Origin of the sequence: Streptomyces sp. NPDC057302, from assembly GCF_042667685.1 — a bacterium.
Classification (GTDB): Bacteria; Actinomycetota; Actinomycetes; order Streptomycetales; family Streptomycetaceae; genus Streptomyces.
Genome location: NZ_JBHUZJ010000014.1, coordinates 93147 through 110794, shown reverse-complemented (window position 1 = coordinate 110794; position 17648 = coordinate 93147). Strand labels below are relative to the sequence as shown.

The following is a 17648-nucleotide window of genomic DNA, read 5'->3' as shown; positions in this document are numbered from 1 at the left end:
GGATCAGCCATGCCCTCGCACCACTCTCGTACAGCCCTCAGCCGACGTACGTTGCTCGCGACGGGCGCAGGCGTCGGCGCCGCCCTGGCCTTGGGCACGACCGCCCACGCCACCGAGCCCCGCCCCGACCGCCGGACCCTGTACGTCGACCCGGCGGGCGGCGGCGACCACACCACCGTCCAGGCGGCCGTGAACGCGGCTTCCGGTACCGGCTGGACCCTGATCCTCGCCCCGGGCACGTACCGCGAGACGGTGACCGTGCCCGAGGCGAGCGCCGGGCTCACGCTCGTCGGCGCGAGCGGCGATCCGCGCGACACGGTGATCGTGTACGACAACGCGGCGGGCACCCCGAAGCCCGACGGGTCCGGCACCTACGGCACCAGCGGCTCGGCCACCACGACCGTGCGGGGCGCCGGTTTCACCGCCCACGCCATCACCTTCGCCAACGACTGGCTGCGCTCCGACCACCCCGACTACACCGGAACCCAGGCCGTCGCCCTCAAGGTCACGGGCGACCGCTCGGCGTTCTTCCGCTGCCGCTTCCTGGGCCACCAGGACACCCTGTACGCCGACACCGCGGACCTGGGTGCCTTCGCCCGCCAGTACTTCCGTGACTGCTACGTGGAGGGTGACGTCGACTTCGTCTTCGGCCGGGCCACCGCGGTCTTCGAGCACTGCCGCTTCCACACGCTGACCCGCAGCGACCTGGCGGCGGCGCCGTACGGCTTCGTCTTCGCGCCCTCCACCGCCGTCGCCAATCGGCGCGGCTACCTGGTCACCCGCAGCCGGGTGACGAGCGGCGCCCCGGACGCGTACTACAAGCTGGCCCGCCCCTGGGTCCCCAGCTCGGACACGACGGCCCGCCCCATGCTGACGGTGCGCGACACCCACCTCGGGCCCGGCATCGACGCGGTGAGCCCGTACGCGAACATGCGCGACGCCTATCCCTGGCAGGACCAGCGGTTCACCGAGTACCGCAACGAGGGTCCCGGCGCGGTCGTGACCGTCCCGCAGAACCGTCCCCAACTCACGCTTTCCCAGGCCCGGTTCGCGACGCGCGCCGACTATCTGACCGACTGGACTCCGCCGAAGGCGGTCCGCCCCTGAGCCGCAGCCACAGCACGGCACCCACGAACTGGAACGCGGCGATACCCAGCACCAGTCCGTCCGCGCCCAGCTTCCCGGCGAGCACCCCGGTCAGGGCGGCGCCGCCCGCGGACGCACCGATCTTCAGGCTGCCGCCGGTGGTGTTGACCTGGCCGAGGCGGTCCGGCGGCGATTCGCGCTGACGGAGCATCAGCGTCGCGGCGAAGAGCGGTCCCTCGGCCAGGCCGGCCCCCGCACAGACGACCCACGCCCAGGGCAGTGACGGCACCACGGCCAGAGCCGCGAGCGCCGCCCCGAAACCCAACAGGCCTGCGACAACTGCCCGTTCGGACCGTTCGGGCGTCAGCCACCGGGACGACGCCAGTGCCCCCAGGAGGGATCCAAGGGCGAAGAAGGCGAGGAGCTGCCCGCCCGCCGCGGGTCCGGCCCCGATGTCCTGGCCGAGCAGGACCGCCGCCACGGCGAAGCCGCCGTATCCGAACCAGGCGAACATCGTCGACACGGTCAGGGCGCGCAGCACCCGGTTGGTTCCGAGGACCGAGAGCCCGCCCGTGACGACCTGCGCGACCCCCGTCTTCGTCCGCTCCGGCGGGGTCTTCGGAGGCGGGATCCGCAGCAGGGGAAGGACGAGCAGACCGAGCAGGGCGGCGGCCACCGTCACGATCCCGGTGTGCCCGCCGCCCGCGAACGCGGCGACCATCGCGGCGAGGCCAGGTCCGGCGATGGCGGCGACGTTGTAGCTCGACGCCTCCAGACCGTACGCACGCGAGAGCCGCTCAGGAGGAACGAACCTCGGCAGCAGGCTGGTGAGCGCCGCCACGACCGGTTCGACGCAGCCGACCACGGCGGCCACCATCAGCACGAGCACCAGCGGCGAGCGCCCCGCCGACATCATGAGCAGGGCGATCGCCACGGCGTACCCGCCGGCCAGCGCGACCACGAGGCGGCGCGGCCGGTCCGTGCGGTCCAGTGCGTGTCCGATGACCGGCCCGCTCACCACGTACGGGAGCGTCATGGCGGTCTGCACGAATCCGGCGCTCGCCGCGTCCCCGGTGCGCGCCTGCACCGTGAGCACCAGCGCGGTGGCGGCCCCTTCGGCGGAGACCCTCAGCAGCGTGGCGGCCGTCAGATGCGCGCGGAGCAACCGGGGCCTCCTGAGCGCTCGTTCGCGGACGTGTACCGACTCAACCACTTTCCCGCGCGCGTCGCCTACCGTTAACCGTTGGGCGTCTACCGGTAGCCGTCTACTGGTGGTCGTCTACTGGTGACCTTTACTGGTAACTGACGTCCGACGCACTGTACTTGCAGTACGTCCCGTCAGGGCCGCTGCCCGTCTCGGTGGGCTCGTCACCCGAGCTGTTGCCCGTGTAGCGGATGCACGGCTTGATCTTCTTGCTCGCGTCGCCGTGGATTCGGACCTTGCGGAGGGTCGCCGTGTCGCCGTAGTTCGTGTTGATGCCGACCAGGGACTTGCCGGGCGCGGTCACGTCCACGTCGTTGATGGAGATCGTGCGCTTGTACTGCTTGGAGCAGTTGCCGCAGGAGCGGACCAGCTTGCCGAAGTCCGAGACCTGGAATCCGGAGATGTTCAGCTTGCCCGCGCCGTTGAACTGGAGGACCTTGTCGTCGGCCTTCCTGGCACCGCCGCCGGTCACGGTGTACACCGAGCCGGTCGAGGTGCCCTTGAAGCTGGCCGCGTCCTCGCCGACGTCCTCCCACCACACGTTCTGGATGGTGCAGCTGCCCGAGCAGTGCACGCCGTCGGCGGCAGGCTTGCCGAGCACGACGTTCTTCAGGACCGCGCCGTCCTTCAGCTTGAAGATCGGGTCCTGGCCCTCCTCCTGGCCGTCGCCGCCGAGGTCTCCGCTGCCGTAGAAGCGCTGGAGTCCGCCGTCGTAGGTGCCGGACACCTCGATGGTCTTGGTGACGGGCTTGTCGCCGGTGGGGGTCGGCCAGGCGGCCGCCGTGGTCGCCGCTCCCGCCGGGGAGAGCAGCACGTTCGCGCCGAGGGTGGCGCCGGTCAGCAGGAGCGCGCCGCCCGCCGCGCCCACGGCCCGGCGGCGGGTGAGGCGGCGCTTGCGGCTCTTGCGCGATGCGGCTCGTTCGGCTCGTTCGGCTCGTTGCGTGGTCATGGGGACCGCTCTTTCGCTGGGGGGGATGACCTTGCGACTGCTGGTCTCCGCCCGGGTGCGGAAGGTTGCCGCCCTGTCGGAAGATTCTTCCGAGGCCTGGTCCCGCACCTCCTGGCCCCGAGGCCTAGGAGGTGCGGGCGAAGTCCCCTCGTACGGACGCCTTCTGGCCCGACGCGGTCGCCTGCGCCGCGTACGTGTCGTCGCCCGCGTCCCTGCCGCCCTCGGCGTGGTTGTACTGGCCCGCGAAGACGTGCTCCCCCGCGGGGACGCTCCGGCCCGCCTTGAGCGTCCAGCGGTAGACCAGCTCGCCGCCCCGCTCGCCCACGGAGACGGTGAAGTCGTCGGCGGGCAGGGAGCGCCAGTTGCCCGTGTCGGCGACGCCGCCGGTCTGCGCCACGCGCAGTTCGACGGTGAGCGCGGTGAGCGGCTTCCCGGTCTTGAAGGTGAGGGTGCTCTGCGCCCAGAAGTCGTTGCTCTGCGGGTCGACGGAGCCGTCGCTCCAGAGGTAGCCGTCCTGGATGCCCTCGGCGTGCTCGGCCGGTGAGCTCGGCCCGGCGTTCTGGCCGTCCGGCGCGGGCGCGGAGGGGCTCGGCGCCGAGGAGGAGTCGGGAGCGGGGGGCGGGGTGCCCACCGTGCTGGGCGGCGGTTCCTCGGCCTGGACGACGGAGGCGACGGCGTAACCGCCGAGCGCGAGGACTCCGGCCACGGCGGCCGTCGCGCCCGCGACGCGCAGCCAGGGGGCGGGCCGTGGCGGCCTGCCGCGGCGCGCGGCAACGAAGTCGACGGCGTCGCGCTCCCTGCCGCGCTCGACCCGGGCGAGCATCCGCTCCCGGTCGGGCCGGTGCTCGGCCGCGGCATCGCGCAGCTGCTTGCGTACGTCGTCCATCACTGCCTCCCTCCCACGAGTTGCGACGCGGCCCGGTCGCCCAGGAGCCGTTGCAGCTCCGCCATTCCCTTGGACGTCTGGCTCTTCACCGTACCGACCGATATGCCGAGAGTGAGAGCGGTGTCCTTCTCCGACAGATCGAAGGCGTGCCGCAGGACCACACAGGCCCGCTTGCGGAACGGCAGCGTACGCAGCGCTTCCTGGACGTCGACGACCGCCGGTATGTCGGGGTCGTCGACTCCCTCCGCGCGCGGCCCCCAGAACAGGGCCACGCGGCGGCGCTCACGGACGGCGCTGCGGATGCGGCTGCGCGCCATGTTGGCGACGACGCCTCGGGCGTACGCGGCCGGATGATCGGCTGCGCGCACCCGGTCCCAGCGGTGCCAGAGCGCGACCAGGGCATCCGCCGCCAGGTCGTCGGCGGCGTCCTTCTCGCCGGTCAACATGTGGGCGAGGCGGGCGAGTTCGGCGTAGTGCCGCTCGAAGAAGTCATGGAACTCCGCGGCGGCCGCGCCGTCGACAGCTGTTCCCACGGGTGACCTCTTTCTGTGCTTGCGCGGCTCTGCCCGCGCGCCGGTGGCCCCCGTGCCGCCAAGTGCGGTGCGCGAGCATAGCAACGTCTGTGCGAGACATCGAACAACGTCCGGGATTCCAGGCAGGTCTGGGCCAATCAGCAGGGAGCCGGCCCTCCAGCCCCTCCGAGTACTTCCCACGCGAAGAGTTCGTACAAGCGGCAACCTTCCCGCGCCCCGCGGCGACTGAGTCGAAGCACGCCAACTCACCTCGCATCCACGCCCACATCTACACCCCCGCAGGAGCACGCCATGCCCCAGCACCCCGACACCGATAGTCCCCGCCGCAGAGGCCGCAGAAGCCGTGGAGGCCGCAGAGGGCGGCGGACCCGCGCCCGCGTCCTGATCACCGCCGTCGTCGCGGGCGCCCTCGCAGCCGGTGGGCTGATCGCCCTGTCGTCCACCTCGTCCGCGGCGGCGACCACCCGCCAGGCCGAAGCGCTGGACCGGGGTGCGGTCAGCGTGCACACCGACGCCGGGAACCTGGTCAGCTGGCGCTGGCTCGGCACCGATGACGACGACGTGGCCTTCAACGTCTACCGAGGCGGTGCGAAGGTCAACTCCTCGCCGGTCACCGGCTCGACGAACTACTTCCACGCGGGCGCCCCGAACAGCGCCGACTACACCGTGCGCGCGGTGGTCGACGGCGCAGAGCAGGGCGACTCCGTGCACGCGGTGCAGTTCCGCGCCGGGTACAAGGACGTGCCGATCACCCCGCCCGCCGGGGGCACGACCCCGGACGGCGTGGCGTACACGTACGAGGCGAACGACGCGTCCGTCGGCGATCTGGACGGGGACGGCGCCCTGGACTTCGTACTGAAGTGGCAGCCCACCAACGCCAAGGACAACTCCCAGTCCGGCTACACCGGCAACACGGTCGTCGACGGCATCAGGCTGGACGGCACCCGGCTCTGGCGGATCGACCTGGGCAGGAACATCCGCTCGGGCGCGCACTACACGCAGTTCCAGGTGTACGACTACGACGGCGACGGCAGGGCCGAGGTCGCCCTGAAGACGGCGGACGGCACGAAGGACGGCGCGGGCACGGTGATCGGCAGCCCGTCCGCCGACCACCGCAACTCCGGCGGCTACGTCCTGGCAGGACCCGAGTACCTGACCATGTTCGACGGCCGCTCCGGAGCCGCGCTCGACACGGTCGACTACGTCCCGGCGCGCGGCAACGTCGCCTCCTGGGGCGACAGTTACGGCAACCGCGTGGACCGCTTCCTCGCGGGGACGGCCTACCTCGACGGCAGCAGACCCTCCCTGATCATGGCGCGCGGCTACTACACGCGGTCCGTCATCGCCGCATGGGACTGGCGGGGCGGCGCCTTCACCCGGCGCTGGACCTTCGACACCACCTCATCGACGAACACCGGCAAGGGCTACGACGGTCAGGGCAACCACAGCCTGTCGGTCGCGGACGTGGACGCCGACGGCAAGGACGAGATCGTCTACGGCGCGATGACGGTCGACGACAACGGCAACGGCCTGTGGACGACCAAGCTCGGACACGGCGACGCCGGTCACGTCGGCGATCTCGACCCCTCGCGCGCGGGCCTGGAGTACTTCAAGGTGTCCGAGGACAGCTCGAAGCCGGGCTCCTGGATGGCCGACGCCCGCAGGGGCCGGCGCCTGTGGACCACGGCGTCCGGCTCCGACAACGGCCGTGGGGTGTCCGCCGACATCTACGCGGGCTCGGCGGGCGCCGAGTCATGGTCCGCGGCGGACAACACCCTGCGCTCGCCGTCCGGAGCCTCGGTCGGCCGCGAGCCCTCCAGCATCAACTTCGTGAACTGGTGGGACGGCGACACCACCCGCGAACTCCTCGACGGCACCCGCATCGACAAGTACGGCACGAGCGGCGAGACCCGTCTCCTGACCGGCACCTCGGTAGCGTCCAACAACGGCACGAAGGCGACCCCGGCGCTCTCCGGCGACATACTCGGCGACTGGCGAGAGGAGGTCGTGTGGCGCACCACGGACAACAAGGCGCTACGGATCTACTCCACCCCGCACGAAACGACCACAAAGATCACCACCCTGCTCCACGACACCCAGTACCGCACGGCACTGACCTGGCAAAACACGGCATACAACCAGCCCCCACACCCAAGCTTCTTCATCGGCACGGGCATGGCGAGGGCGCCACGTCCGGCGGTGTCCACTCCCTGAGCTGGAAGGCTCACTTTCCAGTCACAGTTTCGCCACTTGAATCGCACAGAGCACAACTACCGGCGGTGACCGGCGCCTGGGAGTAGGGCCGAGCAGCACTGCGCCCACTCGCTACGCCGGCGCCGGCCCCGAGCTGGCTCGCACCGTCAACTGCGGTGCCAGCAGTGCCACTTCGTCCACGACCCGTCCTCGCAGCTTCGCGACGACCCGTTCCACCGCCTGGCGGCCCATCTCCTGAGCGGGGATGGCCACCGAGGTGAGGCGTACCGAGGCCTGGGTGGCTACCTGGTCGGGGCAGATGGCTACGACGGAGACGTCTTCCGGTATGGCGCGGCCCTGCTGGCGCAGGAGGCTCAGGAGGGGTTCCACGGCGGACTCGTTCTGTACGACGAAACCCGTGGTGCCGGGGCGTTCGTCGAAGATCCGGGCGAGCGTCGAGGCGAGTGTGTCGTACGTCCCCTCGCAGGGCCGGTGCAGCACCCGCACGCCGAGCTCCCGGGCCCGCACGCGCAGCCCGTCCAGGGTGCGCTCGGCGAACCCGGTGTGCCGCTCGTACACGGCGGGCGCCTCGCCGATGACGGCGATCTCCCGGTGGCCGAGTTCCGAGAGGTGTTCCACGCACTGGGCGCCGGTCGCCACGAAGTCGAGGTCGACGCAGGTCAGGCCCGTGGGGTCGGCGGGGAGGCCGATGAGGACCGCGGGCCGGTCGGTCTCGCGGATCAGCACGAGCCGCTCGTCGTGCAGCTCCACGTCCATCAGGATCATCGCGTCGGCGAGCGCGCTGCCCTCGATCCGGCGGACCGCCTCGGGGCCCTCCTCGCCGGTCAGGAGCAGCACGTCGTACCCGTGGGTGCGCGCGGTGGTGGCGACGGCGATGGCTATCTCCATCATCACCGGCACGTACATGTCGGTGCGCAGCGGCACCATCAGCGCGATGATGTTGGACCTGCTGCTGGCCAGGGCGCGGGCGCCGGCGTTCGGGTGGTAGCCGAGCTCCCGGATGGACTGTTCGACGCGGTCCTTGGTGGAGGCGGAGATGGACCGCTTGCCGCTGAGTACATAGCTCACCGTGCTGGCCGACACTCCGGCGTGGTGGGCTACCTCGGCAAGGGTGACCATGCGGCTCTCCCGGACAGATCGACAGGTCGTGAGGCGGTGGCGAAGCGCTTCGACGTGGGGCCACCTCGACCCTAGAGGGACACTCATGCACTGTCCATAGGTGTGTCGAAGCGCTTCGACTGCCCGTGTCAGTCAGGAGAGTTGTCGTCCCCGTAAACAATGCCACGGCCGTTCGTGGACACGTACACCCGCCCGTAGATCCGCGGATCGCCGGTGATGGCCGCGCCGGTCCAGCCCCACCGGTGGGCGTCGTCGTTGATACGCACCCAGCTCTCACCGGCGTCCGTGGAACGGAAGATGCCACGCACCCCGTCGATCTTCGCGCTGGTGTAGAGCGTCTGGTGTCCGGAGCCCGGCGCGGCCTTGCCGAAGCCGATCGTGTCGGCCTCCTCGACACCCTGGACGCGGGTGAAGTTCGCGCCGGAGTCCGTCGAGTGCCACAGGCCGTACGTCCCGCCGCTCTTGCCGCCCGCGAGCCAGATGTCTCCCTCGGAGCCGGGCATCGCCTTGAAGCGCACGGGCCCCTCCGCCGGAAGACCGGTGGACGCCTTCGCGGTGAAGGTCGCCCCGCCGTCCGTGCTGACGTAGAAGGTCCCGGACTTGTAGCCGTAGAACGTCTTCGGATCGGCTCGGTCGGACTCGACGTCCGCGCCTTGCGGGATGCCGGTGGACGCCGTCCACGACGCGCCCCGGTCATCGCTGGTGTGCACGCCCGTGCCGTCCGGGCTCCACACGAAGCGGCTGCCGTCGGCGGACGCCGCGACCGTTCCACCCCCGGAGACACCCGAAGGCTCCTTGCCCGCGCTCCAGTTGGCGCCGTTGTCGCGGGAGAAGGCGATGCGCGGCCCGCTGTCGAGCTGGCCGACCCGCACCACCGTGTCCGGGTCGGACTCGGCGTGGTCGATGCTGGTCGTGGTGGTGAAGTTGGGCCCGGTGTACATCAGGGGCGGCACCTTGGTGACGTCCGTGTGCCGGAAGCCGCCGATGTCGCCCAGCGCGCTGAGCAGCGGCGCTCCGGAGGCCGGCGCCGCGAGGTCGTTCACGGCGGTCTCCTCGAGCCCCTTCACCATCGGCGTGACGGTGAACTTGCCGCCGCTGTCCCACTGTCGGAGGTTCTGCGTGCCGTAGACGGTGGCCCCGGTGCCATACATCATCCGGTCGGAGTCGAAGGGGTCGATCTCCAGGGCCTCGGTCATCCAGCCCAGCTTCGGGGCCTGTTCGGGCGGGGCCGGACGCGCGCCCCAGGACAGCCACGGCACGGACGAGACGTCCATGGTGTAGCGGCTGTCGCGCTCGGGATAGGCGGTGTAGCTCCAGGCCCCGGTCCAGCTGCCGCCGCTGTCGGAGGAGCGGAAGATCTGGGTGTCGGGGAACCAGGAGCTGTAGCCGGTGACCATGACGGTGCCCGGATGCTGCCGGTCGACGCTCAGCCCGCTGTAGCCGTAGTAGGTGTCGGCGTCGGTGGCGGGGCTGATGTTCTTCCACTCACCGGTCCGCGTCGCGTACCGCCACACCTGGCCCTTGCCGCCGTCGTAGGGGCCGCCCTTGTCGCTGTAGGCGAGAAAGAGATAGCCGTTCTTGGCGTCGAGCACGCCCTTGTGGGCGAGGTGACCCGTGGGCTGACCCGCCAGACGCGACCAGGTGGCGCCCGCGTCCGTCGAGCGGTAGACGGCGTTCTCCTTGTCGGCGACGCCCACGTAGACGGTCTTGGTGCGCGAGCCGGACCCACCCGTGGACTCGTCGAAGGTGACCCAGGCGATGCCCTGGTTGTCGGAGGCGTAGCCCGTCGAGTCCCCGGGATCCTGCCGGTAGTTGCCGGGGTTGGGGAACGCGCCGACCTGCGACCAGGTGGCGCCGGAGTCGGTGGAGCGCCACAGGCCGTGGCCGCTGGGCGCCCCGAGGTAGAGCACGCGGTTGTCGTGCGGGTCCACGGCGAGCCGTTCACCCATGCCGCGGCCCGGCATGTTGCCGCCGAGCTTGAAGGGCAGGTCGGTCTTCTTCCAGGTCCGGCCCCGGTCGGCCGAGCGCATGACGGCGCCCTTACCGGGGTCCCAGTCGTTGGTGTAGGTCCCCACAGCCGCGTACACCTTGTCCGGTTCCACGGTGTCGGACGCGATGCTGACGACCCCCGTGTGGCCCCAGTCGTCCCAGCCCACCGAGTCCAGGAGTGGGGTCCAGGTCCGGGACTTCTCCTGCCAGCGGTAGGCGCCGCCGATGTCGGTGCGGGCGTACGCGAGGTTCTTCTCGGTCCGGTTGAAGACGATGCCGGGGACGAAGCCGCCGCCGTCGATGCGCACGTTCTTCCAGGTGTACGGGGCTGACGCCTTCTCCTTGGCGTCCTTCTTGGCGGCATCGTCGGCCCCGGAGGACGGGGCGGCGGCCACGAGCAGCAGCCCCGGGATCAGGCAGAGGGCGCCGAGCAGCCTCCCGCCGCGTGCCGAACGGCCGGTCACCGCGATCCCGGCCCCGGTTCGATGAGCTCCGCGTACGTCCCCATGGCGAGCGCGATGTCCGCCTGCGCCCAGAAGCGGTGGTACGTGAACTGGGGCGCCGCTCCCCCGTCGAGATAGGCCTCGACCTTCGGCCAGTCGGGGTCGTCGCGGTAGAAGGAGCGGATGGAGGTGAAGTCGGATCCGGAGGTGATGGTGTCGCCGTTCGGCATGGTGCCGGTCCAGCCGTTCGGGACGTACACCGCGTCGCCGAACCGGTCGTAGTCGGCCCGGGTCTCGGGCACGGCGATGCCGAGGGGGTCCTGGTGGTGCTTCCACATGCCGTCGAGGAGTGCCTTGGCCGTGGTGGCGGCTTCGGTGTGGTTCGTGGCGGCGGCGTAGTACGTGAGGGTCTTGGCGTAGGCGGCGGCCACGCCCACGTCGTTGGTGCGGTCGACGACCGTGACGTGAAGTCCCGTGTTGGCACCCGGACTTGACGGGGCCCAGGTGTCCGGCTGACCGGACCACTTCAGGGTCGAGGGGAACGTGTACGTGCCGTCGGCGGCGATCTTCGTCTCGGCCAGCGCCCACGTCACCCACTTGTCCATGACCGTCCTGGCCGCCGGGTCATCGGTCTCGTGGAGGTACTCGGCGACCCGCTCCATCGACCAGGCCTGGAAGCCGAACCACTGGTTGGACGGCGGGTCGTGGTAGACGGGCTTCTCGTCGTAGGCCATGCCGTAGAAGGTGGAGGTGCCGGCCGGTGGTTTCGCGTAGCGGCCCTGCCAGCTGTTGGTGGCGCCGCCCGCGATGGCGCCCTCCGCGGACTGCAGCCAGCGGTAGAACTCGATCTGCCGGGTCAGGCTCTTGGCCCAGTCCGCCTTGCCCGACGCCGACTTGGGGGCGAGCGGGGCGTAGGCGCTGAGGGCGAAGGCGGCCAGCGGGTTCTGGTAGCCGCCGTGACTGTGGCTCGATCCGATGCGCCAGGCCCAGCCCGCTGAGGTGTCGGTGGCGCCGCCCCAGGCGTAGTACCAGGACAACAGGTAGTGCGAGCTGTTCTTGCCGCTGCCCGGAGCGCAGCCGGCGGGGTCGATGCAGTCGCCGACGGCCTTGAAGTACTTGTCGAACAGGGCGTAGCGCAGGTAGTCGCCCATCTTGGCCGCCTTGGCGACCGTGGCAGCGACGTCGGCCTGCTGGCCCTGGGCCGAGGCCCAGACGTGGGCCCAGTAGGCGGCCTGGACGGCGCGGGCGTCGGCGTCCGGGGCGTTGGTGTACTTCCACTGCCTGGCGTAGGAGGCGTCGCCGGTGAACAGGTCGAGGTAGCCGTTGCGCCCGCCGTGGGTGAACTCGTCGCGGGTGGGGTGCGGGACGGTCTCCCAGACCGACTCCTGCGGGCCGCGCTGGAAGGTGTTGATGTAGACGGGACCGGCGGCGCCGCCGCCGTAGCCGTAGACGTCGTCGACGTCCTGGAGCCAGTGCATGCCGTAGATGTCGTCGGTTCCGTACGCGCTCTTCAGCTCGGCCGCGATCGGGTCGGCGCCGGCCTGGATCGCGGGGTCGAGCCGGGCGGGATACTGCGCGGGCTGGTCGTGTTCCGGGGCGTACGTGGCCGGTTTCGCCGCATTGTAGAAACTGTTCGTCGGCTGGTCGGCATGGGACGGGATCATGAATTTCTCCATGGTTTCCCAGGCCGCGTTGAAACGCGTCCAGTCGCCGCTGACCTTGCCGTACATGGCCTGTAGCCAGAGCAGATAGCTGTATGCCTCGGATGTCGTCTCGTGCCCGTGGTCGGGGGCTTCGACAATGAGGGTTTCGACCGAGTGGTACGGAATACCGTCCGGCGAGAAATAGCCGTTCGCGGAACGGGTGATCTTCGCGTAGAGGTCGAGGAAGCGCTGTTCGTACTCGGTGGCTGCGGGTGCGGCATATGCGCCCTGAGCTGCGGGGTTGAGGGCCACGATGGCGGGGGCCAGGGCAGCTCCGGCGCCGAGGGCGAGCAGGTTGCGGCGGCTGATTTCCGGTCTGGAGGAGCCGGAACGGGGGGAATGGGGGAATGCGGACATGCGGGGGTGTCTCCTGACGGCTCGATGGGGGGGCGAGCTCCGCTCGGGGAGCGAGGGGGAACCAGTGGGAGCGCTCCCAAAATTCAGCGGTGCGGGCCCGATGTCAAGAGCCCGCACACGAAAGGGAGTTGTCGAATTAATTCGACAGCGGCGATCCGGGAAATCTGAGAAACACGCCAACCTTTCTGTTCTCGGCGGCGACTTCCTGCTAGCTTCCACGGCACCAGTGGGAGCGATTCCGGTTCAATCCGAGGAGTCGCTCATGCCCCGTCCCCCGCGTCCCCTGCGTCTGCCGCGTCTGCCCCGTCCGCCGCGTGCCCCGCGTCTGCCGCGGACCTTGGCCGTCCTTGCGGGCGCCCTTCTCATCGCCACCGGACTCGCGATGCCCTCCGCCCTGCCGACGGCGGGCGCCGCATCCGCCGCGTCCGCCGCTCCACCGTCACCACCCGTACTGCACGCCGAGGGCAACCGGCTCGTCGACGCCGAGGGCGCCACGCACCGGCTGCTCGGAGTCAACCGCTCCGGCGGCGAGTTCGCGTGTGTCCAGGGCTACGGCATCTTCGACGGCCCCGTCGACGACGCCTCCGTCCGGGCCATCGCGGACTGGAAGGCCAACACCGTACGCATCCCGCTGAACGAGGAGTGCTGGCTGGGAACCGACAACATCGACCCGCGCTACGCGGGCGCCAACTACACATCCGCCGTCGAGGACCTCGTCCGGCGTGTCCAGGACCACGGCATGACCCCGATCGTCGAACTGCACTGGTCCCACGGCCAGTACACCGGCAACTCATCGGGCTGCCCGGACGTGCACGCGAGCTGCCAGAAGCCGATGCCTAACGCGCGGTACACCCCTGCGTTCTGGACCTCGGTCGCCGACACCTTCAAGGACGATCCGGCCGTCGTCCTCGACCTGTTCAACGAGCCCTACCCGGACCGGGCGACACCCACCACCGCGCAGGCCTGGGACTGCTGGCGGGACGGCGGCACCTGTCCCGGCATCGGCTACGAGGTCGCCGGCATGCAGGACCTGCTCGACGCGGTGCGCGGGACGGGCGCCAAGAACCTCGTGCTCGCTGCGGGCATCGCGTACTCGAACGATCTCAGCGGCTGGCTGGAGCACGCGCCCACGGATCCGGCGGGCAATCTCGCCGCGGCCTGGCACGTCTACAACTTCAACACCTGCTCCACCGTGAGCTGTTGGGACGCCCAGCTGGCCCCTGTCGCCGCCGAGGTGCCGCTCGTGGCGGGCGAGATCGGCGAGAACACCTGCTCCCACGGCTTCATCGGCTCCGTCATGAAGTGGCTCGACGCACACCAGGCCTCCTACCTCGGCTGGACCTGGAACACCTGGAACTGCGCGTCGGGGCCCGCCCTGATCAGTTCGTACGACGGCACGCCCACGGCGTTCGGCGCCGGGCTCCGTGACCACCTGACGGCGCTCGCCAGCTGAGCCGCCGGCCCGTCCAGCCCCCAGCTCCGTCCATCCCGCAGTCCATCCCACACCCGAAAGGACCCACCATGAGCCGCACACACACCAGGCACCGCAGATCCCGCACCCTCTTCCTTGCCGCACTCGCCACCGTCCTCGCCACGAGCGGCGGCACCGCTCTCGCCGTGGGCGACAGCTCGGGCGGCTCGGCGGCGACCCGGGCGGCTGCGGCCCGCGTCGACAATCCGTACGCGGGTGCCAAGCCTTATGTGAACCCGGAGTGGTCGGCGAAGGCCGCCGCCGAACCGGGCGGCAGCGCCATCGCGAAGCAGCCCACCGGCGTCTGGCTGGACCGGATCGCCGCGATCGAGGGCTCGGGCGACTCGATGGGACTGCGCGACCACCTCGACGCGGCGCTCCAACAAGGCGCGGGAGTGGTCCAGTTGGTCATCTACAACCTGCCCGGCCGGGACTGTGCCGCGCTCGCCTCCAACGGTGAGCTCGGCCCGACCGAGATCGGCAAGTACCAGAGCGACTACATCGACCCCATCGCCGCGATCCTGGCCGACTCCAAGTACGCGAACCTGCGCATCGTCACGACCGTCGAGATCGACTCGCTGCCCAACCTGGTCACCAACACCGGCGGTCGCCCCACGGCGACGCCCGAGTGTGACGTGATGAAGGCCAACGGCAACTACGTGAAGGGCGTCGGCTACGCCCTGCGCAAGCTCGGCGCGGTCCCGAACGTCTACAACTACGTGGACGCGGGTCACCACGGCTGGATCGGCTGGGACGACAACTTCGCCGCGTCCGCCCAGGTCATGTACCAGGCGGCGACCGCCGACGGCGGCAGCGTCGACAACGTGCACGGCTTCATCACCAACACGGCCAACTACAGCGCCCTGAAGGAGAACAACTTCAAGATCGGCGACAACGTGAACGGCCGGTCGGTCCGCGAGTCCACATGGGTCGACTGGAACCGCTCCGTCGACGAGCTCTCCTTCGCCCAGTCGTTCCGAAACCAGCTCGTCTCGACCGGCTTCAGCTCCGGCATAGGCATGCTCATCGACACCTCGCGCAACGGCTGGGGCGGGACGGCGCGGCCCGCGGGCCCCGGGGCCACGACGGACGTGAACACCTATGTGGAGGGCGGCCGTTACGACCGGCGCATCCACATAGGCAACTGGTGCAACCAGTCGGGTGCGGGCCTCGGCGAACGACCGCGGACCGCCCCGGAGGCCGGCATCGACGCCTATGTGTGGATCAAGCCGCCGGGCGAGTCCGACGGGTCGAGCAAGGAGATCCCGAACGACGAGGGCAAGGGCTTCGACCGCATGTGTGACCCGACGTACGGAGGCAACCCCCGCAACGGCTACAACCTCTCCGGCGCCCTCCCGGACGCGCCGGTCTCAGGGAAGTGGTTCTCGGCCCAGTTCCGGGAGCTCCTGAAGAACGCGTATCCGGCGCTGTAGTACACGCGCGGTCGGCAACCTCGCGGGGGCGGGCGGCAACCATCTGTCGCACCGCCCCCGTACAACTCCCCTGTAGACATGGGGAGTTACGCCTCCACACAAGGAGCCCGGAGTGAGCCGCACCCCCAGCCGCACCCTCAGCCGCATTCCCAGCCGCGCCCCCGGCCGCACCGTCTTTCGGCGCAGAGCCCTGGTCGCCCTGCCCGCAGCCGCCCTGTTCGCCCTCGTCCCGAGCAGCGCCACCGCCTACCCCAACCCCGGCCGGGTGACCGGTGACATCGTCGTGCACGACCCGACCCTGGCGCGCACCTCCGCCGGCAAGTACCTGCTCTACTCGACCGGCGACGGCCTGCAACTGCGCACCTCCACCGACCGGATCACTTTCGGCCGCAGCGGCTCCGCCTTCCCCACCCGGCCGAGCTGGTGGAACACCTACAACTCCACCGGGGACGTCTGGGCCCCCGACATCTCGTACCACGGCGGCAAGTACCTGATGTACTACTCCGTCTCGTCGTTCGGCTCGAACAAGTCGGCCATCGGCCTCGCGGCGTCCACTACCGGTGAGCCCGGTTCCTGGACCGACTACGGCGCCGTGTACGCCTCGACCACGTCCAGCGACTACAACGCCATCGACCCGAACCTCTTCGTCGACGACGACGGCACGTGGTGGCTGTCCTTCGGCTCCTGGTGGACCGGGATCAAGATGATCAGGCTCGACCCCTCGACGGGCAAGCAGTACGCGGGCGACACCGCCCGGCGTTCGCTCGCGTCGCGCCCCACCGGCACCAAGGCCGTCGAAGCGCCCTCCATCGTCAAACGCGGCGGCCACTACTACCTGTTCGCCTCGTACGACACATGCTGCGCGGGCACCAGCTCCACGTACAAGATCAAGGTCGGCCGCTCCGCCGGCGTCACCGGGCCGTACATCGACAAGAACGGCGTCGGCTTGATGAACAACGGCGGCACCCCGGTCCAGGAGAGCCACGGCCGCTACATAGGCCCCGGCGGCCAGTCGGTCATGAAGGACACCGACGGCGACCTGCTCGTCTACCACTACTACGACGGCCAGGACAGCGGCACCCCGAAGCTCGGCGTCAACCTCCTGGACTGGAGCTCCGGATGGCCCGTCGCCCGCTGACCCCGCGCACGGCCCGACGGACACGGCCAGGGCGGCAACGTCCGGCGTGTCGGCGGAGACAGGAAGGGGGGCGGGATCGACCCGCCCCCCGAGTGACCGGAGGACAACTCATGCACAGAGCGCGCAGGACGAGCGCGGGGCGCGTCGCAGGGGCGGCGGTGGCCGGGGCCGCGATCATCGGGGCGGCGGCCTGGAGCGGGAACGCCGCGGAGCCCGACGCCGCCACGGCCGAACGCGGGACCACGGCGGCAGCGGCGGCGCCGGTCGGCTTCGGGGCGGGTACGACGGGCGGCGGCAGCGCCACCGCCACCACCGTGAAGTCGCTGGCGGCCTTCAAGACCGCGGTCGGCGGTGACGGCGCCAAGGTGGTGAAGGTGGACGGTCTGATCTCGCTGTCCGGCCAGGTCGACATCGGCTCCAACACGACGGTGCTCGGCGTCGGTTCGGCGTCCGGGTTCACCGGTGGCGGCCTGCGCATCAAGGAGGCCACCAACGTCGTCGTACAGAACCTCAACATCAGCAAGCCGCTCGCGCCGTCCGACGGCATCACGGTCCAGGAGTCCACGAAGGTGTGGATCGACCACAACTCGTTCTCCGCGGACCGCCAGCACGACAAGGACTACTACGACGGCCTGCTCGACATCACGCACGCCTCCGACGACGTCACCGTGTCCTGGAACACCTTCAAGGACCACTTCAAGGGCTCGCTGGTCGGGCACAGCGACAACAACGGCGGCGAGGACACCGGCCATCTGAAGGTGACCTACCACCACAACCACTTCAGCAACGTGTACTCGCGCATCCCGAGCCTGCGCTTCGGCACCGGGCACTTCTACGACAACTACGTCCAGGGCGCCGACACCGGGGCGCACTCGCGGATGGGCGCGCGGATGCTGGTCGAGAACAACGTCTTCCGTGACACGAAGATCGCCGTCACGACCAGCCGCAGCAGCGACGAGGACGGCTTCGCGGTCGTGCGCGGCAACGACCTGGGCGGCGCGGCCACCGAGATCTCCCAGGTGGGCGACTTCACCAAGCCGCCCTACGCCTACACGGCCGAGCCCGCCTCTTCCGTCGTCGGCTCCGTGACGGCAGGGGCGGGCGCGGGCAAGCTCTAGCCGCC

At 70.3% G+C, this 17648-nt stretch carries 12 protein-coding genes and 1 pseudogene; 6 read left to right on the top strand and 7 right to left on the bottom strand.

Going from position 1 to position 17648, the window contains the following annotated elements; translation table 11 throughout:
* Positions 1–9 precede the first annotated feature (9 nt).
* Positions 10–1107, top strand: coding sequence for a pectinesterase family protein (locus ACFUPX_RS13565; RefSeq protein WP_383320510.1), 1098 nt, complete (start codon positions 10–12; stop codon positions 1105–1107).
* Here the strand turns inward: ACFUPX_RS13565 and ACFUPX_RS13560 are convergent.
* From ACFUPX_RS13560 to ACFUPX_RS13545, 4 genes are all read right to left on the bottom strand, one after another.
* Complete coding sequence (locus tag ACFUPX_RS13560; protein WP_383320508.1) at positions 1028–2251, bottom strand: MFS transporter; 1224 nt, start codon at positions 2249–2251, stop codon at positions 1028–1030. The genes ACFUPX_RS13565 and ACFUPX_RS13560 overlap by 80 nt on opposite strands.
* Positions 2252–2378: 127 nt before the next feature.
* Positions 2379–3239 (bottom strand): pectate lyase, encoded by an 861-nt coding sequence (locus ACFUPX_RS13555; protein ID WP_383320506.1) that lies wholly within the window; start codon positions 3237–3239, stop codon positions 2379–2381.
* 124 nt (positions 3240–3363) lie between these two features.
* Positions 3364–4125 (bottom strand): hypothetical protein, encoded by a 762-nt coding sequence (locus ACFUPX_RS13550; protein WP_383320504.1) that lies wholly within the window; start codon positions 4123–4125, stop codon positions 3364–3366.
* Positions 4125–4658, bottom strand: a complete 534-nt coding sequence (locus ACFUPX_RS13545; RefSeq protein ID WP_383320502.1) for a SigE family RNA polymerase sigma factor — start codon at positions 4656–4658, stop codon at positions 4125–4127. The genes ACFUPX_RS13550 and ACFUPX_RS13545 overlap by 1 nt, the downstream gene beginning before the upstream one ends.
* A gap of 291 nt (positions 4659–4949) precedes the next feature.
* On the opposite strand from ACFUPX_RS13545, the gene ACFUPX_RS13540 reads away from it, so the two are divergent.
* Complete coding sequence (locus tag ACFUPX_RS13540; protein WP_383320500.1) at positions 4950–6872, top strand: rhamnogalacturonan lyase; 1923 nt, start codon at positions 4950–4952, stop codon at positions 6870–6872.
* A 111-nt stretch (positions 6873–6983) separates the two neighbouring features.
* On the opposite strand, the gene ACFUPX_RS13535 is transcribed toward ACFUPX_RS13540, so the two are convergent.
* The 3 genes and pseudogenes from ACFUPX_RS13535 to ACFUPX_RS13525 all read right to left on the bottom strand — a co-directional run.
* Entirely contained in the window at positions 6984–8078 is a 1095-nt protein-coding gene (locus tag ACFUPX_RS13535; RefSeq protein WP_383320498.1) for a LacI family DNA-binding transcriptional regulator, read from the bottom strand.
* Positions 8079–8119: 41 nt separating this feature from the next.
* Positions 8120–10444 carry a xyloglucanase gene (locus tag ACFUPX_RS13530; RefSeq protein ID WP_383320496.1) on the bottom strand — a complete coding sequence of 775 codons (2325 nt, stop codon included), beginning with the start codon at positions 10442–10444 and terminating at the stop codon, positions 8120–8122.
* A pseudogene (locus tag ACFUPX_RS13525) lies at positions 10441–12324 on the bottom strand (glycoside hydrolase family 48 protein); the annotation flags it as partial. The pseudogene ACFUPX_RS13525 and the gene ACFUPX_RS13530, both read right to left, overlap by 4 nt.
* A gap of 421 nt (positions 12325–12745) precedes the next feature.
* Here ACFUPX_RS13525 and ACFUPX_RS13520 point away from each other — a divergent pair.
* The 4 genes from ACFUPX_RS13520 to ACFUPX_RS13505 all read left to right on the top strand — a co-directional run bounded on the left by ACFUPX_RS13520 (position 12746) and on the right by ACFUPX_RS13505 (position 17643).
* Positions 12746–13936, top strand: a complete 1191-nt coding sequence (locus ACFUPX_RS13520) for a glycoside hydrolase family 5 protein (protein WP_383320494.1) — start codon at positions 12746–12748, stop codon at positions 13934–13936.
* 68 nt (positions 13937–14004) lie between these two features.
* On the top strand, positions 14005–15387 hold the full coding sequence (locus ACFUPX_RS13515) for a glycoside hydrolase family 6 protein (RefSeq protein ID WP_383320492.1): 1383 nt from the start codon (positions 14005–14007) through the stop codon (positions 15385–15387).
* A 145-nt stretch (positions 15388–15532) separates the two neighbouring features.
* The gene (locus ACFUPX_RS13510) at positions 15533–16525 is read left to right on the top strand and encodes an arabinan endo-1,5-alpha-L-arabinosidase (protein WP_383320565.1); all 993 of its coding nucleotides are present in this window, start codon (positions 15533–15535) and stop codon (positions 16523–16525) included.
* 110 nt (positions 16526–16635) lie between these two features.
* Entirely contained in the window at positions 16636–17643 is a 1008-nt protein-coding gene (locus ACFUPX_RS13505) for a polysaccharide lyase family 1 protein (RefSeq protein WP_383320490.1), read from the top strand.
* Positions 17644–17648: the final 5 nt, after the last annotated feature.